General features: G+C 59.4%; 21 protein-coding genes and 1 pseudogene. 12 read left to right on the plus strand and 10 right to left on the minus strand.

The window, feature by feature from the left end:
- Positions 1–10 precede the first annotated feature (10 nt).
- The 10 genes and pseudogenes from nuoK to AC0L37_RS08290 all read left to right on the plus strand — a co-directional run bounded on the left by nuoK (position 11) and on the right by AC0L37_RS08290 (position 12,083).
- A complete protein-coding gene (gene nuoK, locus AC0L37_RS08245) occupies positions 11–313 on the plus strand; it encodes an NADH-quinone oxidoreductase subunit NuoK (protein ID WP_269368821.1) in 303 nt (100 codons plus the stop codon).
- An 11-nt stretch (positions 314–324) separates the two neighbouring features.
- Positions 325–2,361 (plus strand): NADH-quinone oxidoreductase subunit L, encoded by a 2,037-nt coding sequence (nuoL, locus tag AC0L37_RS08250; protein ID WP_282221464.1) that lies wholly within the window; start codon positions 325–327, stop codon positions 2,359–2,361.
- A pseudogene (locus AC0L37_RS08255) lies at positions 2,361–3,931 on the plus strand (NADH-quinone oxidoreductase subunit M). The gene nuoL and the pseudogene AC0L37_RS08255 overlap by 1 nt, the downstream one beginning before the upstream one ends.
- 60 nt (positions 3,932–3,991) lie before the next feature.
- On the plus strand, positions 3,992–5,386 hold the full coding sequence (nuoN, locus tag AC0L37_RS08260; protein WP_473315378.1) for an NADH-quinone oxidoreductase subunit NuoN: 1,395 nt from the start codon (positions 3,992–3,994) through the stop codon (positions 5,384–5,386).
- Positions 5,387–6,217 (plus strand): biotin--[acetyl-CoA-carboxylase] ligase, encoded by an 831-nt coding sequence (locus AC0L37_RS08265; protein WP_282221462.1) that lies wholly within the window; start codon positions 5,387–5,389, stop codon positions 6,215–6,217.
- Between the two features lie 71 nt (positions 6,218–6,288).
- A complete protein-coding gene (locus tag AC0L37_RS08270; protein ID WP_212657909.1) occupies positions 6,289–7,962 on the plus strand; it encodes a ribonuclease J in 1,674 nt (557 codons plus the stop codon).
- Between the two features lie 121 nt (positions 7,963–8,083).
- Positions 8,084–8,335 carry a DUF1467 family protein gene (locus AC0L37_RS08275; RefSeq protein ID WP_269368508.1) on the plus strand — a complete coding sequence of 84 codons (252 nt, stop codon included), beginning with the start codon at positions 8,084–8,086 and terminating at the stop codon, positions 8,333–8,335.
- Between the two features lie 352 nt (positions 8,336–8,687).
- Positions 8,688–10,037 (plus strand): proline--tRNA ligase, encoded by a 1,350-nt coding sequence (gene proS / locus AC0L37_RS08280; RefSeq protein ID WP_282221461.1) that lies wholly within the window; start codon positions 8,688–8,690, stop codon positions 10,035–10,037.
- A complete protein-coding gene (locus AC0L37_RS08285; RefSeq protein ID WP_435905464.1) occupies positions 10,034–11,404 on the plus strand; it encodes an ABC transporter permease in 1,371 nt (456 codons plus the stop codon). The genes proS and AC0L37_RS08285 overlap by 4 nt, the downstream gene beginning before the upstream one ends.
- Complete coding sequence (locus AC0L37_RS08290) at positions 11,397–12,083, plus strand: ABC transporter ATP-binding protein (RefSeq protein WP_212657912.1); 687 nt, start codon at positions 11,397–11,399, stop codon at positions 12,081–12,083. The genes AC0L37_RS08285 and AC0L37_RS08290 overlap by 8 nt, the downstream gene beginning before the upstream one ends.
- Before the next feature lie 14 nt (positions 12,084–12,097).
- On the opposite strand, the gene AC0L37_RS08295 is transcribed toward AC0L37_RS08290, so the two are convergent.
- The 7 genes from AC0L37_RS08295 to AC0L37_RS08325 all read right to left on the minus strand — a co-directional run bounded on the left by AC0L37_RS08295 (position 12,098) and on the right by AC0L37_RS08325 (position 17,751).
- Entirely contained in the window at positions 12,098–12,514 is a 417-nt protein-coding gene (locus AC0L37_RS08295) for an HIT family protein (RefSeq protein ID WP_282221460.1), read from the minus strand.
- Positions 12,515–12,518: 4 nt separating this feature from the next.
- Entirely contained in the window at positions 12,519–13,643 is a 1,125-nt protein-coding gene (locus AC0L37_RS08300; protein WP_282221459.1) for a hypothetical protein, read from the minus strand.
- Positions 13,644–13,701: 58 nt separating this feature from the next.
- Complete coding sequence (locus tag AC0L37_RS08305) at positions 13,702–14,877, minus strand: GNAT family N-acetyltransferase (RefSeq protein WP_282221458.1); 1,176 nt, start codon at positions 14,875–14,877, stop codon at positions 13,702–13,704.
- The gene (locus AC0L37_RS08310; RefSeq protein ID WP_282221457.1) at positions 14,867–15,628 is read right to left on the minus strand and encodes a glycerophosphodiester phosphodiesterase family protein; all 762 of its coding nucleotides are present in this window, start codon (positions 15,626–15,628) and stop codon (positions 14,867–14,869) included. The genes AC0L37_RS08305 and AC0L37_RS08310 overlap by 11 nt, the downstream gene beginning before the upstream one ends.
- Positions 15,629–15,691: 63 nt before the next feature.
- The gene (locus tag AC0L37_RS08315; RefSeq protein WP_212657917.1) at positions 15,692–16,150 is read right to left on the minus strand and encodes a RidA family protein; all 459 of its coding nucleotides are present in this window, start codon (positions 16,148–16,150) and stop codon (positions 15,692–15,694) included.
- Positions 16,147–17,469 (minus strand): DNA polymerase IV, encoded by a 1,323-nt coding sequence (locus AC0L37_RS08320; protein ID WP_282221456.1) that lies wholly within the window; start codon positions 17,467–17,469, stop codon positions 16,147–16,149. The genes AC0L37_RS08315 and AC0L37_RS08320 overlap by 4 nt, the downstream gene beginning before the upstream one ends.
- Positions 17,470–17,751 carry a DUF3572 family protein gene (locus AC0L37_RS08325; RefSeq protein ID WP_212657919.1) on the minus strand — a complete coding sequence of 94 codons (282 nt, stop codon included), beginning with the start codon at positions 17,749–17,751 and terminating at the stop codon, positions 17,470–17,472. It lies immediately after the preceding gene.
- 99 nt (positions 17,752–17,850) lie between these two features.
- Between AC0L37_RS08325 and AC0L37_RS08330 the strand changes: the two genes are divergently transcribed.
- Both AC0L37_RS08330 and AC0L37_RS08335 read left to right on the plus strand, forming a co-directional pair.
- Entirely contained in the window at positions 17,851–18,222 is a 372-nt protein-coding gene (locus tag AC0L37_RS08330) for a response regulator (protein WP_108459298.1), read from the plus strand.
- A gap of 93 nt (positions 18,223–18,315) precedes the next feature.
- Positions 18,316–19,686, plus strand: a complete 1,371-nt coding sequence (locus AC0L37_RS08335) for a PleD family two-component system response regulator (RefSeq protein ID WP_269368501.1) — start codon at positions 18,316–18,318, stop codon at positions 19,684–19,686.
- 411 nt (positions 19,687–20,097) lie between these two features.
- Here AC0L37_RS08335 and rpmG read toward each other — a convergent pair whose 3' ends face one another.
- The 3 genes from rpmG to rnr all read right to left on the minus strand — a co-directional run bounded on the left by rpmG (position 20,098) and on the right by rnr (position 23,072).
- Positions 20,098–20,265, minus strand: a complete 168-nt coding sequence (gene rpmG, locus AC0L37_RS08340; protein ID WP_193336018.1) for a 50S ribosomal protein L33 — start codon at positions 20,263–20,265, stop codon at positions 20,098–20,100.
- 118 nt (positions 20,266–20,383) lie between these two features.
- The gene (locus AC0L37_RS08345; RefSeq protein WP_282221455.1) at positions 20,384–20,782 is read right to left on the minus strand and encodes a DUF983 domain-containing protein; all 399 of its coding nucleotides are present in this window, start codon (positions 20,780–20,782) and stop codon (positions 20,384–20,386) included.
- 4 nt (positions 20,783–20,786) lie between these two features.
- The gene (gene rnr / locus AC0L37_RS08350) at positions 20,787–23,072 is read right to left on the minus strand and encodes a ribonuclease R (RefSeq protein WP_282221454.1); all 2,286 of its coding nucleotides are present in this window, start codon (positions 23,070–23,072) and stop codon (positions 20,787–20,789) included.
- Between the last annotated feature and the right edge of the window lie 12 nt (positions 23,073–23,084).

The raw sequence follows: 23,084 nt of genomic DNA on the forward strand, positions 1-23,084 counted from the left end.
GGGCACCGGTATCGAGCTTGGTCACTATCTGACCGTTGGCGCCATTCTGTTCACGCTTGGCGTGTTCGGCATCTTCATCAACCGCAAGAACATCATCGTCATTCTGATGTCGGTTGAATTGATCCTGCTGGCAGTGAATTTGAATTTCGTCGCGTTCAGCGCGCAGCTAAATGACCTTCAGGGTCAGATCTTTGCGCTGCTGATCCTGACTGTGGCTGCTGCCGAAGCGGCCATCGGGCTGGCCATTCTGGTCATTTTCTATCGCAACCGTGGTTCGATCGCGGTTGAAGACGTCAACATGATGAAGGGCTAAGAACCACCGCTATGATCCAAGCGATTGTTTTCCTGCCCCTTATCGGCGCGCTAATTGCCGGTCTGTTGGGGCGTACCATCGGCCACCGGAACAGTGAGTACATCACCACCGGTCTGCTGATTCTGTCAGCTGTTCTGAGCTGGGTTGTATTCCTGCCCGTCGCCTTTGGCGGCGGTCTCGCGGGTGCCGAAGTTGACGGTCATACCGCTGTCCTCAAGATCGAGCTGATGCGCTGGATCCAGGTCGGCGATATGGACCTGCGCTGGGTGCTGCGCGTTGATACGCTGACGGCCATCATGCTGGTGGTGGTCAATACGGTCTCGGCCTTGGTGCATGTCTATTCGATCGGCTACATGGCCGACGACCCACATCGCAGCCGGTTCTTTGCCTATCTCTCGCTGTTCACCTTCGCCATGCTGATGCTGGTGACGGCTGACAACTTCCTGCAGATGTTCTTCGGCTGGGAAGGTGTGGGTCTGGCGTCCTATCTACTGATTGGTTTCTGGTACACAAAGCCATCCGCCACTGCGGCGGCAATGAAGGCCTTTGTGGTCAACCGCGTTGGTGACTTCGGCTTTGCCCTGGGCATTTTCGGCGCCTTCATGGTGCTGGGTCATATTGACTTCGACGGGGCGTTCCACGCGGCTGAAGGTTTTGCCACAACTGGCCTGCCAGTTATGCAGTTCCTAGGCTGGCAGCTCGATGCCATGACCGTGGTTTGCCTGCTGTTGTTCATGGGTGCCATGGGCAAGTCGGCGCAGTTCCTGCTGCACACCTGGCTGCCGGACGCCATGGAAGGCCCGACACCGGTGTCGGCGCTGATCCATGCGGCTACCATGGTGACAGCTGGTGTGTTCATGGTGGCGCGTCTGTCGCCACTGTTTGAAACATCGCCTGCGGCCATGACCTTTGTGCTGGTGATCGGTGCCATTACGGCGTTCTTTGCGGCGACGGTTGGTCTGGTTCAGAACGACATCAAACGCGTTATCGCCTATTCTACCTGTTCGCAGCTGGGCTATATGTTCGTTGCGCTCGGGGCAGGGGCCTACTCGGCCGGCGTATTCCACCTGTTCACGCATGCCTTCTTCAAGGCCTTGTTGTTCCTGGGAGCTGGCGCGGTCATCCACGCCATGCATCACGAGCAGGACATGCGGAATATGGGTGGCCTGCGCCACAAGATCCCGGTGACCTATGCCATGATGCTGATCGGCACGCTGGCCCTGACTGGTGTTGGTATCCCCGGTAGCGAGTGGTTGGGTTTTGCCGGCTTCTTCTCCAAGGATTCCATTATCGAAGCGGCTTATGTCGTGGGCGGTAATACCGGCATGTTCGCCTTCTGGATGCTTGTGATCGCAGCACTGTTCACGAGCTTCTATTCGTGGCGGCTGATCCACCTGACCTTCCACGGCGCGCCACGTCCAGCTGCTCATGGTCATGATGATCATGCAGCGCATGACGATCACGGTTCGGCCTATGATCACGCCCATGAAGCACCCAATGTGATGCTGGTGCCACTCTATGTGCTGGGCGCCGGTGCTGTGCTGGCGGGTGCGGTGTTCTATTCGATGTTCTTCCACGATGTGGGCCATATCGAACACTTCTTTGCCGGTGCCGTTGTTGTCGACCACGAGATCATCGAGGCCGCCCATCACGTGCCGGTCTGGGTCAAGTGGAGCGCGACGATTGCCATGATCCTCGGCTTTGTCGCCGCCTACTGGATGTATATCCGTCGTCCGGAAATGCCTGCTCGACTGGCCGGCACCAATCCGGGGCTCTACAAGTTCCTGCTCAACAAGTGGTACTTCGACGAACTTTACGACACGATCTTCGTCAAGCCAGCCTTGTGGATCGGACGCGCCTTCTGGAAGGGTTTCGATGACTGGCTGATCGATGACAAGATTACCGAAGGCCTTGGCCGCCGGGTGCAGAACGTGACCGGTTGGGTCACCAAGCTTCAGTCCGGCTATCTCTACCACTATGCATTCGCCATGCTGATCGGCATTGCGGCACTGCTGACCTGGGCCATTGTGGCCGGGGGACTGATCTGATGAACTTCGACAATACCATCCTCACAGTCCTTACCTGGTTGCCGCTTGTCGGCGCTGCGGTGATCCTGTTCATGCCTCGGACGGCTCTTGAGGCCATTCGCTGGACGACCTTTGCGGTCACGGCCCTTGTGCTGGTGCTGTCGCTGATAATGTGGCAGGCATTTGATCCATCCAATGCCGGTTTCCAGTTCGTTGTAAACTACGCCTGGATTGGCGATACGATTGGGTATCGCGTCGGCGTGGACGGCATTTCGGTGTTGTTCGTGGTGCTCACCGCGCTGCTGATGCCATTTGCCATTCTCGCCAGCTGGACTGTCGAGAAGCGCGTCAAGGAATACATGATCGTCTTCCTGATCCTGGAGACGCTGATGGTCGGTGTGTTCACCACGCTCGATCTGGCGATGTTCTATGTGTTCTTTGAAGGCACGCTGCTGCCGATGTTCCTGATCATCGGTATCTGGGGGGTACTGCCCGCATCCAGGCCAGCTACAAGTTCTTCTTCTACACCTTTACCGGCTCGGTGCTGATGCTGCTGGCCATCATGGCCATGTACTGGAATGGCGGCACTACCGACATTACCAAGCTGCTGACCCACGAGTTCCCGTTGTCATGGCAGCCTTGGCTGTGGTGGGCGTTCTTCGCTTCGCTGGCCGTAAAAATGCCAATGTGGCCGTTCCATCGCTGGTTGCCTGAGGCGCACGTGCAGGCGCCGACGGCTGGTTCGGTGATCCTGGCGGCAATTCTGCTTAAGCTGGGTGGCTACGGCTTCCTGCGCTTCAGCCTGCCCATGTTCCCCGATGCTTCGGCTCAGTTTGCCAACATCATTTTCTTCCTGTCCGTTGCTGCCATCATCGTGACCTCGCTGGTTGCCCTGGTGCAGACAGACATGAAGAAGCTGATCGCCTATTCCTCTGTGGCGCATATGGGTTTTGTCACCATGGGTATCTTTGCGGGCAATGCCCTGGGTATTCAGGGTGCGATGTTCCAGATGATCTCGCACGGTATCGTGTCGGGGGCGCTGTTCCTGTGTGTCGGCGTGATCTACGACCGCATGCATACCCGTGACATCGAAGCCTATGGTGGTCTGGTTGAACGCATGCCGCGCTATGCCCTGGCGTTCATGGTCTTCACCATGGCCAATGTGGGTCTGCCGGGTACGTCGGGTTTCGTTGGTGAATTCCTCACCATGATGGGCGTGTTCCAGGTCAATACCTGGGTGGCGTTTGGCGCAGCCTTTGGCGTGATCTTTTCGGCCTGCTACGCGCTGTGGCTCTATCGCCGGGTGATCTTCGGCGCGCTGACCAAGGAAAGCCTGAAGGGTATTCTTGATCTGGATCTGCGCGAAAAGGTCATGCTCTACCCGCTGATCGTGCTGACCATCGTGTTTGGTTTCTACCCGGCGCCGATTCTGGATACGACTGCCGCTGCGGTCGATAATCTGGTGTCGCATTATGCCGTATCGGTTGGGCTTGATCCTGCCGTATCGCTGGCCGACGCACAGGCGCCACTTGTTTATGCCGAACCGGTTGCTGGCGCGGAAGCGCCTGCTGCCGAGCCTGCTGCTCACTAGGAGAGTCCCGTGAACTCAGACGTTATCGATTTCGCGAGCCTGGCTCCCGCTTATCCGGAAATGCTGCTGGCCATTGGTGCCGTGGTATTGCTGATGCTGGGCGTGACCATCAACAAGGAGCGTTCGCTCCTGGTCTCTTATGGCGCCGTGCTGCTTCTGCTCGTCGTTGGTGCGCTGGTGATGTTTGCGCCGGCGGATGGCGTGTTGTTCAACGGCGTTTTCGTCGCTGACAGCTTTGCGCGCTACATGAAGGTGCTGGTGCTTGGCGGCTCGGCGTTCTCGCTTTTGCTGGCCCTGCCGCGGGCAGAAGAGAATGGCACGCACAAGTTTGAATACGCCGTTCTTGTCCTGCTCGCCACGCTGGGCATGATGATGATGGTGTCGGCCAACGACCTGATGAGCCTCTATGTCGGCCTGGAGCTACAATCGCTATCGCTCTATGTGCTGGCGGCCATCAAGCGCGACGACAGCAAGGCAACAGAGGCCGGGCTGAAGTACTTTGTGCTCGGTGCGTTGTCCTCGGGCATGCTGCTATATGGCGCTTCCTTGGTTTACGGCTTTACCGGCCACACCAATCTGCAGGAAATCGTCCTGGCCGTTGCTGAAGAAGGTCGCTCTATCGGGCTGATCTTTGGTCTGGTGTTCCTGTTGGCAGGCGTTGCGTTCAAGATTTCCGCCGTGCCGTTCCACATGTGGACGCCGGACGTCTATGAGGGTGCACCAACGCCGGTAACAGCGTTCTTTGCGACCGCACCCAAGGTTGCCGCCATGACGCTTATGGTGCGCCTGACCATGGATACCTTCCAGGGTATTACGCAGGATTGGCAGCAGATCGTCATCTTCCTCTCGATTGCCTCGATGGTGTTGGCGGCCTTTGCCGCTATCGGTCAGAAGTCGATTAAGCGCCTGATCGCCTATTCCTCGATTGGTCACGTGGGTTTCGCGCTGGTTGGTCTGTCGTCGGGCACACAGGTGGGTGTTGAGGGTGTGGCGATCTACATGGCGATCTATGTGGCCATGACGATTGGGCTGTTTGCCTGCATCCTGGCGCTGCGTTCAGATGGCAGCTATGTCGAGAACATCAGTGATTTTGCTGGCGTGGCGCAGAAGCGTCCGTTTGTTGCGGCAGTGATGGCCGTGGTGATGTTCTCGCTGATCGGTATGCCGCCACTGGCCGGTTTTTTTGCCAAATGGCATGCCTTCCTGGCCGCCATTGACGCCCAGCTCTACGTGCTGGCGGTGATTGGTGTTCTGGCCTCGGCTGTCAGTGCGTTCTACTACCTGCGCATCGTCAAGGTGATGTATTTCGACGAGCCAACCCGCGAGTTCGAAGCTGTGCCGATGGAGCTTAATGTCATCATGGCGGTGAGTGGCTTCTTCGTGGTCACCTACTACTTCACAATTGGTGCCCCGCTGGCCAATTTTGCCCATGTTGCGGCTGGAAGCCTGTTCTAGGTGAACGACTTCTCGCTCGGGCCCAAGGCACGCGCAGCCGGCTATCGGCTGCGCGGCTTTGACAGCGTGGGTTCGACGAACACCGAAGCGCTGGAAGCGGCAGCAGCAGGAGATCCTGGCGGCATCTGGTTTGCTGCTCGTCAGCAGTTGTCGGGCAGGGGCCGACGGGGGCGCCAGTGGGAGAGCGCCTATGGCAATCTCGCTGCCACGCTGTTGATTGTACCCGATTGCGACCCCACATTATCGGCAACGCTGGGTTTTGTGGCTGGCGTTTCCCTCAATCGGGCCCTGTCGTCGATCCTGCCGCAGGGGCTGGTTCGAATTGGCATAGACGGCGCGGATGGGCAGGACGGCCAGTCGCGTATTGCCCTCAAATGGCCAAACGACGTGCTGGCGGATGGTGCCAAGCTGGCCGGTATTCTTCTCGAAGCCAATAAATTGCCAGATGGCCGGCAGGCCATTGCTATTGGTCTGGGTGTCAATGTGGTTGCCGCGCCGCAAGGCTTGCCCTATCCCGCAACCAGCCTGAATGATTTGGGTGTCTCTCGGGACGCCAATGAAGTCTTTGAGGCGCTGAGTGATTCCTGGACAGAAACCTTTGGTCTGTGGAATGACGGTCGCGGTATCGGTGATGTTCTCAAGCAGTGGCGCGCATCGGCGGCCGGCATCGGGGCTCCCGTTGCGGTGACGCAGAATGGCGATGTTCTGCGGGGCATATTTGAATCTATCGACGACGTGGGGCGCTTGATCGTCCGCGCCGAGGATGATCGTCGGATCGCGATTACAGCGGGCGACGTGCATTTTGGGGCAACGGCCAGCGCCCGAAGCTGACCATTAATCGCACAGGCGACCGGCGACCAAAGATCGTGACGGCGTTGTGCTCGAAAGGACTGAACTGACCCATGGCTAAAACCCAAAGGGATGAACTTGTCTTCGTGCCGCTTGGCGGCGTCGGCGAGATCGGCATGAATATGGGCGCGTACGGCTTTGGGCCGGAAAAGTCGCGCAAGTGGATCGTGGTCGATTGCGGCGTGACTTTTGGTGGCCCGGATCTGCCCGGCATTGAGTTGATCATGGCCAATCCCGAATTTCTCGAGGAACGCGCTGATGACGTGCTGGGTCTGATTCTGACCCATAGCCACGAAGATCACTATGGTGCTGTGCTCGATTTGTGGCCCGGCTTTGAAAAGCCGGTTTTTGCCACCCGCTTCACGGGTGCAATGCTGGCAGCAAAGCGGGCTGGTGACGGCATTGTCGAAAATGTCGATCTCAAGATCATGACGCCGGGTCAGCCTTTTGACCTTGGCCCATTCACGATCGAGGCCATCAATGTTGCGCACTCGATTCCTGAATCGAATGCCCTGCTGATTTCAACGCCCATTGGCCGCGTGCTGCATACGGGTGACTGGAAGCTGGATCCAACCCCGGTCGGCAATGCGCCTACCGATGTGGAGCGGCTCAAGAAGATTGGCGAGGACACTTCCACACCACTCGCGCTGATCTGCGACTCGACCAATGCGCTCAAGGACGGCGAGAGCCCCAGCGAGGCTGAAGTTGCAGCCAATCTGGCGGCGATGATTGCCGAAGCGCCCAATCGCGTTGCGGTAACAACCTTCGCCTCCAATGTGGGCCGGGTGATCTCGATTGTGCGCGCAGCCGAAAAGGCTGGCCGTCAGGTGGTGATGTCGGGTCGTTCGCTGCACCGGATCATGGGCATTGCCCGTGAACTGGGAATGCTCGAGGGCCTGCCGCCGTTGCTTGATCAGGATGCCTACCGTTCGATTGCCCGCAACAAGATCGTGCTGATCTGCACGGGCAGTCAGGGCGAGGCCCGTGCGGCGATCGCGCGCATTGCGCGTGGTGATCACCCCGTAATCGCGCTGGCGTCTGGTGACCGGATGATTTTCTCGTCCTGGGCCATTCCCGGCAATGAGCGTGAAGTCATCGATATCCAGAATCAGCTGATTGATCAGGGCGTTGAGGTAATCACGGCCAATGATGGGCTGGTTCATGTGACGGGCCACCCACGGCGTGATGAAGTGCGGCAGCTCTATAGCTGGGTGAAGCCCGATGTTCTGGTGCCGGTGCATGGCGAGGCCGTGCATCTGCAGGCCCATGCCAAGCTTGGTCGCGAGTCGGGCATCGCCAAGGTGTGCGAAGCGCGTAATGGCGACATGGTACGCCTGTTCCCCGACACCACGCTGATGCCAGCCGAAGTGCGTACCGGCGAACTTTATCTTGATGGGCTGGTACTGTGCACGCCTGAAGAGTCTGGTGTGAAGGGTCGCCGGCGCCTGTCGTTTGGTGGCCATGTCGTGGTCAGCCTGTGCGTCAATGGCGGCGGGCAGGTGGTCTCGGGTCCCGATCTGGTGATCGATGGCCTGCCGGAAACGGAAGACGAGTCGTTGAGTGATCTGGTCGAGGACACCATTGCTGGCGTTCTCAAGTCGATGCCGCCCAAGCGCCGCAGCGATACCGAAGTGCTCAATTCCGCGTTGTTCAAGGCGATCCGCAACGAGGTCAACGCCTATTGGGGCCGCAAGCCCAATGTGTCGGTGTTCGTGCACCGCGTCTAAGACCGAAATTGTCGCGGCCGGTGCCCAATGGCCGCGACATCATTCCAGCTTTCGCCTGCGGGGTCGGATGGAGTAGGGCTAGAGCAGCATTTTGCTCGCCAACACTTTCCGGGGACATCTCATGCAGATTGGTTCGATGATCGCCGTGTTCTTTGTGCTGTGGTGGATCAGCTTCGTGGCTGTGCTCCCCATAGGCAATAAGAGCTTTCATGAAGCAGGCGAGAAGATCGTCGCCGGCGGTGATCCGGGTGCGCCTATCGCGCCGCGCCTGTGGCGCAAGGTGCTGATGGCCACGGGCCTGGCGATCGTTTTGACCCTGCTGCTGATCTGGGGCCTGTCCAATGAAACGCTGCATCACTACTGGAATCGCTAGGGGTCAGTAGCGCTGAGCGACGCGGTCAGTTTGGCTGACATTAAAGGCCAAGTTTTCTGGATATCTCGGGACAACAAAAAAGCGGGGCACCAGGGCCCCGCTGAATAAGTTTGTTCGACAATACGCTGGTCTTAGGCTCGCTGTTAAAGCGCGCAGCCAACGCTCCTCCCTTGACGTTGTCGACGTCCGGCGGTTTGTAACCACCTGTGCTTTATTGAGACGGACCCTAACAAGGGATTGGGTGGCTGTCACGTAGATTCTGCATGCCTTCCATGCTTGCATCGGATGGACGAGTAGGATTTGAGTGGGCATCAACAAAAGCCTTGAGTCGACGGACATTTCGGGAGTTCACATGCGCCTGTCTCGCTATTTTTTGCCGGTGCTGCGCGACGTCCCCAAGGACGCTGAAATCGCTTCGCATCGCCTGATGCTTCGAGCCGGTATGATCCGTCAGCAGGCTTCGGGTCTCTATTCCTGGCTGCCTTTGGGCTACAAGGTCCTGATGAAGGTGCAGAAGATCATCGAGGAGGAGCAGAATCGCTCCGGCGCAGTGCAATTGCTGATGCCAACTATCCAGTCGGCTGATCTGTGGCGCGAAAGCGGGCGCTATGAGGCCTATGGCAAGGAAATGCTGCGTATCGAGGATCGCCATGAGCGCGAATTCCTCTACGGCCCGACCAACGAGGAGATGATCACCGACATCTTCCGCAGCTATGTGAAGTCCTACAAGGACCTGCCGCTGAACCTCTACCATATCCAGTGGAAGTTCCGTGATGAGGTACGTCCACGCTTTGGCACCATGCGCAGCCGCGAATTCTTGATGAAGGACGCCTATTCGTTCGACCTGAGCAAGGAAGATGCGGTCAAGGCGTATGAGCGCATGTTCGTGGCTTATCTGCGAACCTATGCCCGCATGGGGCTGACCGCGATCCCCATGCGCGCCGATACAGGCCCAATTGGTGGTGATCTCAGCCATGAGTTTATCGTTCTGGCCGATACGGGCGAGAGTGCGGTATTCTGCGACAAGCGGTTGCTCGACAAGCCTATTCCGCCGCAGGACACGGACTTCCAGGGTGATCTGAAGCCTATCTTTGAAGACTGGACCTCACACTATGCCGCGACCGAGGAAATGGTCGACATGGGCGAGTATGAGGCCACCGTTTCCGAAGAAAACCGGGTTTCGGCGCGTGGCATTGAAGTTGGTCATATTTTCTACTTCGGCACGAAGTACTCCGAGCCGATGAAGGCGACTGTGACCGGTCCCGATGGCAAGGAAATTACCGTGCATATGGGCTCGTACGGGATTGGGCCGACCCGCCTGGTGCCAGCAATCATTGAAGCGTTCCACGATGATGATGGCATTGTCTGGCCGGTGTCGGTTGCGCCTTTCGAGGCCGTGTTGATCAACCTCAAGGCTGGCGATGATGCCTGCAATGCGGCATGTGATACCCTTTACGCCGATCTGAACGCGGCTGGCCTGGACATGCTCTATGATGATCGTGACCAGGGGGCAGGCGCCAAGTTCACCACGGCTGACCTGATCGGTATTCCCTATCAGATCATCATCGGGCCACGCGGACTCAAGAACGGCGAAGCCGAGATCAAGCATCGCAAGACCGGTGAGCGCGAGACACTGCCGATCAGCGAGGCGGTCGCCCGCCTCAAGAGCTTGATCGAACCTCAGAGAAAGACTGACATTTGACCGACACGGCGCAGCCTGCACTGAACAAGGGCACGCGCGCCTTTTCGCGCTTTGAATGGATGGTGGCCGGGCGCTATCTGCGTGCCCGGCGCAAGGAGGCGTTCATTTCGGTGATCGCCAGCCTGACCATGGTCGGTGTGGCGATCGGCGTGGCGACGTTGATCGTGGTGATGTCGGTCATGAATGGCTTCCGAGCCGAATTGCTAACCAAGATCCTGGGCCTGAACGGCCATTTCACCGCATTTCCGATTGAACGCGAATTCACCGACTACAAGGAGACCATCGCTGCGCTGGAGCAGATCGACGGTGTGAGCTTCGCGGTCTATTTCGTTGAAGGTCAGGTACTGGCGTCCGGTCGGGGGAGTTCGACGGGTGTTACCGTGCGGGGTATGGACGCGGAAAACCTTGAGAAGCTCGAACTGCTGTATGATTCAGCGGAGCAGGGCGGTTGGGATGAGTGGGACACCTCGAACGGCGTCGCGATCGGTTACCGGTTGGCGCAGACGCTGGGCGTATCGCTGGGCGATCAGGTCCAGATCATCAATCCAGATGGGGCGATGACGCCGTTTGGCTCGACGCCACAGATCAGAAGCTATCCGGTCAATGTGATCTTTGATCTGGGCATGGTCGAGTTCGACAGCTTTTTCATGTACATGCCGCTGGAGCCGGCTCAGACCTACTTCAAGAAGTTTGAAGAAGTGCTCAAGCCGGGTATGGGCCCGCTGGATCCATTGGCGAGTGATGCCGAAATTGATGCCGCCTATGAGCGGATCAATCAGGTCTCGGCGGCCGAAATCTTTATCGATGATCCGGACAATGTCACCGAGATGCGGCAGCGGCTGCAATCTGACCCGTCGACGCGACCGTTGGTGCTGACAGACTGGCAGCAACGCAATGAGACCTTCTTCTCGGCGCTGCAGGTCGAGCGGGTGGTGATGTTCACGATCCTGTCGATGATCATCCTGGTGGCGGCGTTCAACATCATTTCCAGCCTCATCATGCTGGTAAAAGACAAGAGTTCCGATATTGCCGTGCTGCGGACCATGGGAGCGACGCGCGGGGCGATCATGCGCATTTTCTCCATCACCGGGACCACCATCGGGGTTATCGGCACGCTGACTGGCGTGGTGCTGGGCCTTATAGTCGCCGCCAATGCGGAACCCCTGCGCGCCTTCATTTCCAACACGCTGGGCGTGGCGATCTTCCCGCCCGAGGTGTTCTTCCTGTCCTCGCTACCCTCCAAGACAGACCCGGTGGAAGTTGCCGTGGTCGTGGGGCTCGCGCTGGGATTGAGTTTCCTGGCGACGCTATATCCCGCCTGGCGAGCGGCCCAATATGATCCGGTAGAGGCATTGCGCTATGAGTAAGCCACATCTGGTTCTGACCGATGTCCATCGCCATTACGGCCAGGGCGACAAGACGGTGCGGGTTCTCGAAGCTGCCAATCTGAGCGTGGCGAGCGGTGAGCTCGTTGCGCTTGTCGCGCCGTCGGGTGCGGGCAAGTCGACCCTGCTGCACCTCTCAGGACTGCTGGAGAGCCCTCAGAGCGGCGAAGTGGAACTGATGGGGATCAAGACCAGCCATCTGGGCGATCGCGGTCGTACGCAGCTGCGTCGCTCCACAGTGGGTTATGTCTATCAGTTCCATCATCTGCTGCCCGAGTTCACGGCGCTGGAGAATGTTTCCATGCCGCAATTGATCGCCGGCAAGTCCCCGGCCGAGGCCGACAAGCGCTCCATGGAATTGCTGGAGCTGCTGGGGATTGCCGCGCGGGCCAGTCACCGTCCGGCGGAGTTGTCCGGCGGCGAGCAGCAACGTGTGGCCATTGCCCGCGCCGCGGCCAATCATCCCAAGGTTATTCTTGCCGATGAGCCTACGGGCAATCTTGATCCGGAAACCAGCGATATCGTCTTCGGGGCGCTGGCTGATTTGATCAAGAATGAGGGCGCAGCGGCGCTGATCGCCACGCACAACCACGATCTGGCGCGACGTGCCGATCGGATCGTCACACTCAAAGGTGGATTGGTGGTCGATCACACGCTGTGATCGCTGCCTGCCTGCTATAGATGGGCCGCGATGGCCTTGGCGTGTTCTGCCAGTTCGGCATTGTCAGCCTGGCCACGGCCATGGGCGCCCAATGGCACGCCTTCAAACACCGGTATGACGTGGAAATGCAGATGGAACACCGTTTGCCCGGCCGGCGCTTCGTTGAACTGGGCGACGCGCACGCCATCGGCACTGAATGCGGCCTTGGCGGCGTTGGCGATGCGCTGAACCAGCGGCATGAGCGCTGACAGGGTTGCCGGGTCGGCGTCCAGCAAATTGCGCGATGCGGTCTTGGGGATGATCAGCGTATGGCCGCGTGACTGGGGAAATATGTCCATCATCACCAGTGCCGTATCGTCTTCGAACACCTTGTGGGACGGGATCTCGCCAGCGATGATCTTGGCGAAGATGTTGGATGGATCATAGGTCATGGGTTCACTCCGCCGGCTGGGCAATATCCGGCTGGCCCTTTTGAAAGAAACGGAAGCGGAAATAGTTCAACACGGCCAGACCGGTGAAGGTGACCGGCACATAGCGAAAACCGCGGCGAATGAAGAACAGGGCAATGCTGGCTGCGGTAGCAGCGCTCATGGCGCCTTTGCCCATCGCGGAGGTGAAGGACGATGGCACTATGTGCCGATAGATCAGCGCATCTGAGCGATAGAAATCTAGCGCCTTGGCGGCAAAGGCCCGCTTTGAAGCGGCATAGGCCTTGAGTTCATCCAGCCCCATATCGCCATGAAACTCGACCTCAGAACCCAGCGCCCAGACTTCGGGCGGCGCCAGGCGGGTCTTGCCGATGTCGGTAAAGAGGTTGGTCAGATCGCGGAAGGTGACGAAGTTGGCGTTCCAGCAATCATCGGTCTTGGCACCATGGGCCAGCACCAGCACATCGGCGGCTTCGAGCTTGGCGCGCATGGCGGTGTAGTCGCCTGCGGTGAAATCAACGCCGGACTTTGCCGTCTCGACGATCCCGCCAGCCCGCGCGAGTTTTTCGATCATCGCCGATCCAAAGGCGCCGCTGGCACCGGTGACGAGGAATTTGCGCCCCCTGATCTGGCAGGTTGTGCCGGCGATCAGGTCAAAGACGTTGGCGAAGGACGAGAAGAAATTGTGCGGGTAGACGTGGTGCATGGCGTGGTAGTTATTATCCACCCAGAGCAGGCCCTGTTGTGCGCCGACCCGGTCCATTGACATGTGGTTGTAGTCCAGACCTTCCTCACGCAGGGTCATCACCAGCATGACCGTACGGATGGCGGCGACCAGGGCGATTGGCGGCCAGGGCATTATTGGCAGAAAGATCAGCGTACCGGCCATCGAGGTGAGGTATTCGGGCAGGATGTGATACCAGATATTGGCCCGCGCATAGGCCGGGTTGATCTGCATGTCGAGGCCGAGAAACTTGTGATGGACCCAGTGCCAGGACGAGAATTTGCGCAGCAGGGGAACTGAAGAATTCTCCCACTTGTGCAACGTCCAGTGCAGCGCATCAAACAGCGCGGTCGAGACCACGAAGACAAGAGCGGCCTGCAGCAGAAAAACCAGAATATCCCAGATCATGGTTACCTACATAGTGCCCGCGGGCGTCGGGGAAAGTGGCGATTGCCCTGATGCCGCATCAGCGGTCGGTCCGCTCGCCTTTGCGAAACGGGGTGAACTGGTCGAGCATGTCCTGATTGCGTTCTACGGCCCGGCGCTCTTGCTCAAGATAATCGGCAACAGCGGACCGCAAGCCGGGGTGAGCAAGCCAGTGCACTGAATAGGTGGTGGACGGCGCATAGCCACGGGCCAGCTTGTGTTCGCCCTGCGCGCCAGCTTCGACAACTGCCAGCTTATGGGCGATGGCGTAATCGATGGCCTGATAGTAGCAGAGCTCGAAGTGCAAAAACGGCACGTCGCGGGTGCAGCCCCAGTTACGGCCGAAGATGCGATCCTTGCCCACAAAATTGATGGCGCCTGCGATCGGCTCGTCGCCGTCATAGGCCAGCATCAAGACGATTGAGTCGGACATAGTGGCGCTGATGCGCGAGAAAAATTCGCGGTTGAGGTAGGGGCGGCCCCATTTACGGGCGCCGGTATCCTCATAGAAATCGTAGAAGGCGTCCCAGTGGTGTTCCTGCAGGTCACTGCCCGAGAGCCACTTGATGGTTAGACCATCGATCAGCGCATCACGGCGTTCGCGCCGTATGGTCTTGCGCTTGCGCGAGGAGAGCGTTTCAAGGAAATCGTCAAAGCTGGCATAGCCGTCATTGTGCCAGTGGAACTGGGTGTCGACCCGTTTGAGCCAGCCATCAGCCTCGATCTCACTGGCTTCAGCTTCAGGCACAAAGGTGGCGTGTACTGACGAAGCATCGCGCTGCAGCGCGAGCTGCTGGGCGGTTGAGAGCAGCGCTGCACGGATGTCAGGGCTACCCGATGGCACCAACAGTTTGGGGGCCGTGGCGGGTGTGAATGGCACCGAGCATTGCAGCTTTGGATAGTAGCTGCCGCCAGCGCGCTCAAGGGCATCGGCCCAACCATGGTCGAATACATATTCGCCCATGGAGTGCGACTTGAGAAACAGCGGCATCAGGCCGACCGGCTGCTCGTTCGCGTCGGTTAGCACAATGTGCTGGGGCTGCCAGCCGGTGCGTGCCGTGGCACAGCCCGATTCTTCGAGCGCAAGAAAGAAGGCGTGGTCTAGGAAGGGGTTATCGACCTTGCCCTCAGTTGAGGGGGCAAGCGCGTTCCACACGGCCGCCGGGATGCTGGCAGTCGAGGGATGGATGGTGGCCGTGTAACCGCTATCGGGCAATGTCGGGATTGAAACCTTCGAAGACGATCTGATCCATATGGGGCCGAGCGGCCGCCGCTTCAACCTTGGACCGAATTGTCCACGCCGTCACGGGCTTTCCCAGTGCTCGCCAGAACTTGATCGCGGGCAGCTCCAGCGCCAGATGATGGCAAGAAATGAAATCGAACTGGGTTTCGTGCCAGTGCAGCAGATGACGCAGGGTGTAGCGCTGCTCATCGCTCAACTGGCTGGTTTCGGCGTCGTCAGGATAGGCATAGGTGATGATGCCGCGTGGCCCACCGAATCCACACTCGCGGATGGCGGTAAGCAGCGCCGGATCAAATGATTCGATGGTCACCGGACCCGCGTAGTCGGCCAGGCTTTCTGCAACGCTGCGTGCCAGCAACTGGGTACTGGTAGCATCGCGTTGCTGCTTGAGCTCGATCTGCAGCAGCGTGCGGCCGCTGATCTGGGCGAGGAAGTTGGTGAAGCGTTGCGGCTTGTCGCCCGCAGCGCTGCCCAGCAGGGCTGTGCCGGTGACCTGATCAGTGCTGGCGTCGGCGATCGGGCCAGGCAGGCCAATCAGGCGTTCCATCGCATCGTCGTGGAACACGACCGGCACGCTATCGCGGGTCAACTGGACATCGCACTCAATGGCGAAATCGCCGGCAATTGCAGCCTCAAAGGCTGATGCACTGTTTTCGATGATGCCCGCGGCCTTGTCATGCAGGCCGCGGTGCGCGATTGGGCGGGGAAACAGGGTGTCGGTCATACTGGCTCTCGTCGAATATTGAGTGCCCCAAGTGACACCAGAGTGTGACGAGCGTGTAACGCCCTAGACCTCGACTACCGCTTCGATTTCTACCGCTGCGCCGAAGGGCAGGGAGGCGACGCCGAAAGCGGCCCGGGCGTGCTTGCCCTTGTCGCCCAGAACGGCGACCAGCATGTTGGAGCAGCCATTGGCTACCAGGTGCTGTTCAGTAAATTCGGGGGTCGATGCCACCAGAACCGTAATCTTGACGATACGCTTGATGTCTTCGAGCGGTACGCCGGCGCCGTGGACGATCTGCGACAGGATGTTGAGTGCAGCTAGTTCGGCGGCGTTGCCGCCCTGAACCACATTCATGTTGTCGCCGAGCAGACCGGTCACCACGCCAGTTTCATTGGCCGAGAGCTGACCGGACACATAAAGCATGTTGCCGCTGCGATTGACCGGGACATAGCTGGCAACGGGCGCCTTGGGGGCGGGCAGCTCGTAGCCAAATTCGCGGAGTTTTTCGATCGGGCTGGTCATTTGGTCTTGCCTTCGGTTTGATCGTCTTCTGGGTCCGTCGGCGGCGCCGGCGGATGTTTGTAAAGTTTGCCGCGTACAACGGCCTCGCGGCCAAAGCGGGAGCGGACACGGTCCATGGCGCGTTCTGCCGCTGCCTTGCGAGCCACAGCCGGTTCCAGCAAATCAGCGGGATCGCTGCCATCGGCGGCATCGATACCCGAAACGCCGATTCCAATCAGCCGAAAAGCTGTGCCATCAATCTCGCGTTCGAGCAGGGACAACCCTGTTTGATAAATGACATTGGCAAGTTGGGTGGGGATCATCAAGTGCCGCGCACGGGTGCGCAAGCGGAAACCCGCCGATTTCAGCTTTAGGGTGACAGTATCCCCCACCACATTCTTGGCCTTGAGCCGTTCCGACAGGCGCTCGGTGACCTTGAGCAATTCGGTGGACAGCGCGTCCAGCGAAGCCATGTCGGTGTTGAAAGTGGTTTCGGAGGAGATGGTCTTCATTTCGCCACTGGTCGAAATGCGGCGGCTATCCTCGCCGCGGGATAGCCGGGCCAAACGTGCGCCGGTCTCGCCATAGCGACGCATCAGGCGTTCCGGGGATACGTTCTGGAGCTGGCCGATGGTCACCAGCCCGTCCTTGCGCAGATTTTCGGTGAGTACCTTGCCCACACCATAGATCAGGCTGATGGGCTTGGGCGCGAGGAAGGCTACCGTCTCAGCGGCGCCGATAACGGCAAAGCCGCGTGGCTTGTCGAGATCGGAGGCGACCTTGGCGAGAAATTTGTTGTGGCTGAGGCCCACGGAGATGGAGACACCGATTTCGGTGGCTACAGTGCGGGCAAACCGGGCCAGCACCACGGCTGGTGGCGCCTTGTGCAATGATTGGGTGCCCGCCATGTCGAGAAAGGCTTCGTCGATCGAGATTGGCTCGACCAACGGAGTCAGGGCATCCATGTGGGCGCGGATCTGCCGACTGACGTCGACATATTTGGCCATGTTGGGCTTAATGATGACCGCGTCGGGACACAGTTCGCGCGCCTTGAACATTGGCATGGCGGAGCGGACGCCCGACTGGCGGGCGATATAGCAGCAGGTCGAGACGACGCCACGGGTACCACCACCGATAATCAGCGGCTTGTCGCGCAGGCTGGGATCATCGCGCTTTTCGACCGAGGCATAAAAGGCATCGCAGTCGACATGGGCGGTGCTGAGCGAAAACAGTTCATCGTGGCAGCGCAGGCGCGGCGAGCCGCAGGCCGGACAACGCGTTGGCGCGCTCTCCAGTGTGCCATGCTCAAGGCAGTCCCGACAAAGCCAATCGAGCGCCAATCAATACTCCGTCCGGTTGATCTGGTGAAAGACGCGCATGAAGTCTTCGGGTGAAATGGCAGAGTTTGCGCATAGAGCGAGTAGAATCGGTTCGTTTGATGCAAAATACTCAACAAGGCCGCGCTGCAGGGCCGGTGTGCCCACGGCATTGCGCAGGGCATCGGGGTCCATGCCGGCGTTCTGCATGAAGGCCAGCAGTTCCTCGGGGTGTTCGGCCAGATAGCCCAGGCAGGTATCGGCGAGGGAGGCCAGAGACGACTCGACATTCTCGGAACGGGGCAAGACAGGCTCTTTTTGATGATTTGTAAGCGTTTGGATGGTAGCTGAAGAGAGCGGCAAAGCGAAGTGCCGCCAGCGCCTTAGCGGCGCGAGGAAGGATCAATGCCCAAGACAGTGATGATCGTTGAAGACAATGAGCTCAATATGAAGCTCTTCAATGATCTGCTTGAATCGCGTGGATATGCCGTCATCCAGACCCGCAATGGTATGGAAGCGCTTGATCTTGCGCGTGCGCACCACCCTGATTTGATCCTGATGGACATCCAGTTACCCGAAGTTTCCGGGCTGGTGGTGACCAAATGGCTCAAGGATGATGATGAGCTGGCTCACATTCCCGTCATCGCCGTGACTGCATTTGCCATGAAGGGCGATGAAGAGCGGATTTTGCAGGGTGGTTGTGAGGGATACATCAGCAAGCCGATCTCCGTGCCTCACTTTCTGGAAACTATTGCCCGCTACATTGGCCCGGCCTGATCACCAGCAAGCGGCGTATGCTTGTGAGTGATCAGCCCGCTCGACGCTGATGGTGGACGCCATTGGCCGGCGAACTGGTTTCCGGGGCTGATAGTGACCGCACGCGTTCTGATCGTTGACGACATCCCAACCAATGTCCGCCTTCTTGAGGCGCGACTGAGTGCCGAATATTATGATGTCGTGACGGCGTCGTCGGGCCGTGAGGCCCTGGCGATCTGCGATCAGCAGGACATTGATATCGTCCTGCTCGACGTGATGATGCCCGAAATGGACGGCTTTGAGGTCTGCCAGCGGCTCAAGGGCAATCCCAAGACCCAACACCTTCCCGTTCTGATGATCACCGCGCTCGACCAGGCTTCAGACCGGGTGCGCGGGCTTGAGGTGGGAGCCGACGATTTTCTCACCAAGCCTGTCGATGATGTGCAGCTGATGGCGCGCGTCAAAAGCCTGGTGCGGCTGAAGAGCCTCACAGACGAATTGCGGGCCCGGGCGATGACCGGCCAGCAGATTGCCATCGAAGACGCATTGCGCGCGATGGACAAGATCAACACGACCGGCGGCGCCATTCTGGTAATCGATACCGATGAGCGGCACGCCGAGCGTATCAAGAGTTATCTCACGCCTGAACACGACGTAGATATCCTGACTAACCCTGCCGATGCAGTGTTCCAGGTCACGGGTGCGCAATATGAATTGGCGCTGGTGTCGATGTCGCTGAGCGATTTTGATCCGCTGCGGGTGTGCTCTCAGATGCGCACGCTCGAGCATACGCGCAATCTGCCGATTATTCTGATCGCCGATGATGCGGATAAGCCCAAAGTGGTGCGGGCGCTGGATCTGGGCGTCAATGATTTCATCTCGCGGCCCGTCGAGCGCAACGAGCTTGCCGCCCGGGTGCGTACGCAAATCCGGCGTCAGCGCTATGCGCTCGAGCTGCGACAGAGCGTCAATAACACCATGGCGCTGGCCGTTACCGACGACATGACCGGGCTCTATAATCGCCGCTATTTTGATCGCCATCTGGGTGTGATGCTGGGCAAGGCGCAGGAGCTCAAGCGCGATATGGCGCTCATGATTCTGGACATTGACCACTTCAAATCGGTCAATGACAGCCATGGCCATGACATTGGCGATGCGGTGCTCAAGGAGTTCTCTGTTCGCTTGAAGAGAAACATCCGTGGCGTTGATCTTGCTTGCAGATTCGGCGGCGAGGAATTTGTCGTGCTGATGCCGGATATCGATATCCGCCAGGCTGAAGCCGTGGCGGAGCGGGTACGGCAGTCGATTTCTGACCGTGGTTTCGAAGTGGGTTCGGCGCGGCCGCTATCGGTGACGGTGTCGGCCGGGGTCGCGCTCAATGAGAGCGCTGCGGATACCCCTGAGTCGCTGATCAAGCGGGCCGATGTGGCGCTGTATCGCGCCAAGCGTGAAGGTCGCAATCGGGTGGTCTTCGACGCCGCCTAGGCGATCGCTGCAATTGGACCTATTAGGGTTATCTGTTATAATTAACAAACGGTTGCCGGGCTGAGAGGCCCGGTTTTCCTTGTGTTTTAAAGGCTTGAGAGTAGGTTGCCTTCAACACCAGCACGGCGCTCCCCAGGGGCGCGGCTGATGGTTCCCTACGGCTCGTCTCAGGTCCGCCGCAACTCCTGAGCCCCGTAGGGCGGTTGGTCCGGACGCGGACAGAGTGGCCTCTTCGACATGCCGCTCCGGACCAGCCACTCCTCACTCAAAAGATACCGCACATGGCCACTACTGGCTAGCAGACTGTTCACGTTGAGCGTGGTGGTTGGCCCATAGCTGTGACTAACGGGTACAAAAAAGCCCCGCATCGGAGATGCAGGGCTTTTGATTGGTCGTCGAACAGGCGCCAGATTACTTGATCTTGGCTTCCTTGAACTCGACGTGCTTGCGCACTACGGGGTCGTACTTGTTGTACGACAGCTTCTCGGTCTGCGTGCGGGCGTTCTTTTTGGTGACGTAGAAGAAGCCAGTATCAGCTGTCGACACGAGCTTGATCTTGACGGAAGCAGCTTTGGCCATGTTGTAGTCCTTCACAAAGCGAAAGGCGCCGTGGATTCCCCGGCGCCGGAATTTGGGCGCAACCTACGGATTTGCCGCAGATTGTCAAGCCAGCTCGCGCGATTCAGGCGCGGATGGTTCAGTCAGTCTGGCCGGTGCCAAAGCCATACATGCCATTGGCCCATTGCAGGCCGACAATGGCGCCCTTGATCGAGGGCAGCAGCGCCAGAGGCAGGATCACCGCCAGCGGGATCATGGTGTAGAGGTAGGTCAGTGGATTGACGTGCCAGACCATGTCCATGTGCAGCATGATGCCGACCAGCAGATGGCCCACGATCATGATGGCAATATAGGGCGGGAAGTCGTCTGCACGGTGCAGATCGAGCTGTTCGCCACAGGTGTCGCAGTGATCGGCGACCTTGAGATAGGCCCGGAACATCTTGCCCTGACCGCAATGAGGGCACTTGCACAGGGCGCCGCGCCACATGGCCTGACCAACCGAACGCTGCGGGATTGCCTTTGTCTTGCCGACTGCCATCACATCACCTCTTCTTGCGCCCCTTGGGGCCGTAAGACTTAGATGGGCGCTTCTTGGTGCGTCTGACAGATGACGGATTGACGCGTTCGCCTTCCGAAAGCAGTTCGAAGCGCAAGGCGCCGGCAACCGGGGCGGCTTCAAGCAGGCGGACGGTGACGCGATCGCCCAAGGTGAACTTCTCCCCGGTGCGTTCGCCGATCATCGACTGGCGCTCTTCGACATAGCGGTAGAAGTCCTTGCCCAGGGTCGACGCCGGGATGAAGCCGTCGGCGCCAGTCTCGAACAGGCGCACGAACAGGCCCGAACGGGTGACGCCGGAAATGCGGCCCTCAAAGCGTGCGCCAATCTTGGTCGCCAGGAACTGGGCCAGCAGGCGGTCGGCAGTTTCGCGTTCGGCCCGCATGGCCCGGCGCTCGGTCGCCGAGATGTGCTGAGCGATTCCAGGCAGATGCAGCATTTCGCTTTCGCTGAGTCCATCGCTGCCCAGGTTCAGGGCGGCGATCAGCGCGCGGTGCACGATCAGATCGGCATATCGGCGAATGGGCGAGGTGAAGTGGGCGTAGCGGTCGAGGTTGAGACCGAAATGGCCGTAGTTCTCTGCACTGTATTCTGCCTGCGCCTGGCTGCGCAGCACCATCTCGCTGACCTGCTCGACATTGCCGGCCTTGCGCGACTGGGCGAGGATGCCGTTGAAATCGGCGGCGCGGACGCTGTCGGACTTCTTGACCGCGATATCGAGTGAGCCAAGGAAGTCACGCAGGGCCTGCAGCTTTTCCGAGGATGGCTCGTCATGCACGCGATAGAGCAGGACAGTCTTCTTCTGTTCCAGCGTTTCAGCGGCCGCGACATTGGCGGCGATCATCATTTCCTCAATGAGGCGATGCGCGTCGAGCCGTTCGGGCACGCGGATGTCGCTGACCATGCCGTTGGCATCGAGCACGATCTTGCGCTCGGGCAGATCGAGGTCGAGGGGGCCGCGATGGTCACGGGCCTTGGACATGGCGGCATAGGCGGCGTAGAGGGGCCGCAGAATGGTGTCGAGCAGCGGGCCGGTCTGGTCATCAGGGTGGCCATCAATGGCTGACTGGGCCTGCTGGTAGCTCAATTTGGCGGCCGAGCGCATCAGGATGCGATGGAAGCTGTGGCTGCGCTTGCGGCCGTCGGCGCCAAAGATCATGCGGGCGGCCAGCGCCGCGCGCGGCACGCCCTGTTTCAACGAACACAGTTCATTGGAAATGCCCTCTGGCAGCATAGGCACCACGCGGTCGGGGAAATAGACCGAATTGCCACGGACATAGGCTTCACGGTCCAGCACCGAACCGGGTTGGACATAGGCGGCGACGTCGGCAATGGCGACGGTGACGATATGGCCATCGGGATTGGCCGGATCGGTGTCGGGCTGGGCATAGACAGCGTCGTCGTGATCCTTGGCGTCGGCGGGATCGATGGTGATCAACGGCACGTCGCGCCAGTCTTCCCGACCCTTGAGAGTAGCTTCCCTGGCCTCTTCTGCCGCGCGGATCACCGATTGGGGGAAGCGATAGGGAATCTCGAGATTGTGGATGGCGATCAGGCTGACCGCCCCTTCGGACATGGGATTGCCGATGACTGCGGTAACCTTGGCGCGCGGGATCATCAGGCGGCCGGAAAGCTTGACCTCGACTTCGACCAGATCGCCGTCTGCCGCATCGAGCAGATCACCCTGCGGGATCCGCATTTCCTTCTGCTTGCGATCAACCGGGATCAGGCGGGCGCCATCATCGTCCATGCGCACAATGCCGATCTGGCCGCGGCGTGGCTTGTCGAGGATCTTCATCGCCTTGGCGGTGTAGACGGGAACCTCGGCGTCACCGGCATCAATGCGGGCCAGAATTCGATCACCGGGTGCCGGGGCGACACGGGCATCGCGACCGCCCAGAACGGAGACGCGGGGCTTTTCGCCTTCTTCCTCGTTCCACTGAGCCGGATAGGCGTGCAGATCGTCGGGGTCAGCGTCGGTGGGGATGTCGAGCACGGTGACGTGGGGCAGGGCAGCGGTGCGGCGGAGCGCCTTGCGGGTGCGGGTGATGACACCCTCGCCCTCAAGTTCAGCCAGCATGGCCTTGAACGGGCGGCGCATGTCGCCACGAATGCCGAACACCTTGGCCAGATCGCGCTTGCCCTTGATGTCGGTCTGCTGCGCCAGAGCCTCAAGCAATTGCTCACGTGTGGGCAGGGCATCAGCCGCTGGTTTGCGCGTGCGTTTGGGACCGGAGAGATTTTTGGGTTTTGAGATTGGAGGCCTGGCCATTTGGTCGTTTCT

The organism is Devosia sp. J2-20 (assembly GCF_055808475.1).

Bases quoted from the DNA above. Each gene is read 5' to 3' on its own strand.
- AC0L37_RS08330 (WP_108459298.1), top strand. From the start codon at position 17,851: ATGCCCAAGACAGTGATGATCGTTGAAGACAATGAGCTCAATATGAAG.
- nuoL (WP_282221464.1), top strand. From the start codon at position 325: ATGATCCAAGCGATTGTTTTCCTGCCCCTTATCGGCGCGCTAATTGCC.
- AC0L37_RS08295 (WP_282221460.1), bottom strand. From the start codon at position 12,514: ATGACCTATGATCCATCCAACATCTTCGCCAAGATCATCGCTGGCGAG.
- AC0L37_RS08310 (WP_282221457.1), bottom strand. From the start codon at position 15,628: ATGACCGACACCCTGTTTCCCCGCCCAATCGCGCACCGCGGCCTGCAT.
- rpmG (WP_193336018.1), bottom strand. From the start codon at position 20,265: ATGGCCAAAGCTGCTTCCGTCAAGATCAAGCTCGTGTCGACAGCTGAT.
- AC0L37_RS08290 (WP_212657912.1), top strand. From the start codon at position 11,397: ATGAGTAAGCCACATCTGGTTCTGACCGATGTCCATCGCCATTACGGC.
- nuoN (WP_473315378.1), top strand. From the start codon at position 3,992: ATGCTGCTGGCCATTGGTGCCGTGGTATTGCTGATGCTGGGCGTGACC.
- proS (WP_282221461.1), top strand. From the start codon at position 8,688: ATGCGCCTGTCTCGCTATTTTTTGCCGGTGCTGCGCGACGTCCCCAAG.
- rnr (WP_282221454.1), bottom strand. From the start codon at position 23,072: ATGGCCAGGCCTCCAATCTCAAAACCCAAAAATCTCTCCGGTCCCAAA.
- AC0L37_RS08275 (WP_269368508.1), top strand. From the start codon at position 8,084: ATGCAGATTGGTTCGATGATCGCCGTGTTCTTTGTGCTGTGGTGGATC.
- AC0L37_RS08300 (WP_282221459.1), bottom strand. From the start codon at position 13,643: ATGATCTGGGATATTCTGGTTTTTCTGCTGCAGGCCGCTCTTGTCTTC.
- AC0L37_RS08270 (WP_212657909.1), top strand. From the start codon at position 6,289: ATGGCTAAAACCCAAAGGGATGAACTTGTCTTCGTGCCGCTTGGCGGC.
- AC0L37_RS08315 (WP_212657917.1), bottom strand. From the start codon at position 16,150: ATGACCAGCCCGATCGAAAAACTCCGCGAATTTGGCTACGAGCTGCCC.
- AC0L37_RS08345 (WP_282221455.1), bottom strand. From the start codon at position 20,782: ATGGCAGTCGGCAAGACAAAGGCAATCCCGCAGCGTTCGGTTGGTCAG.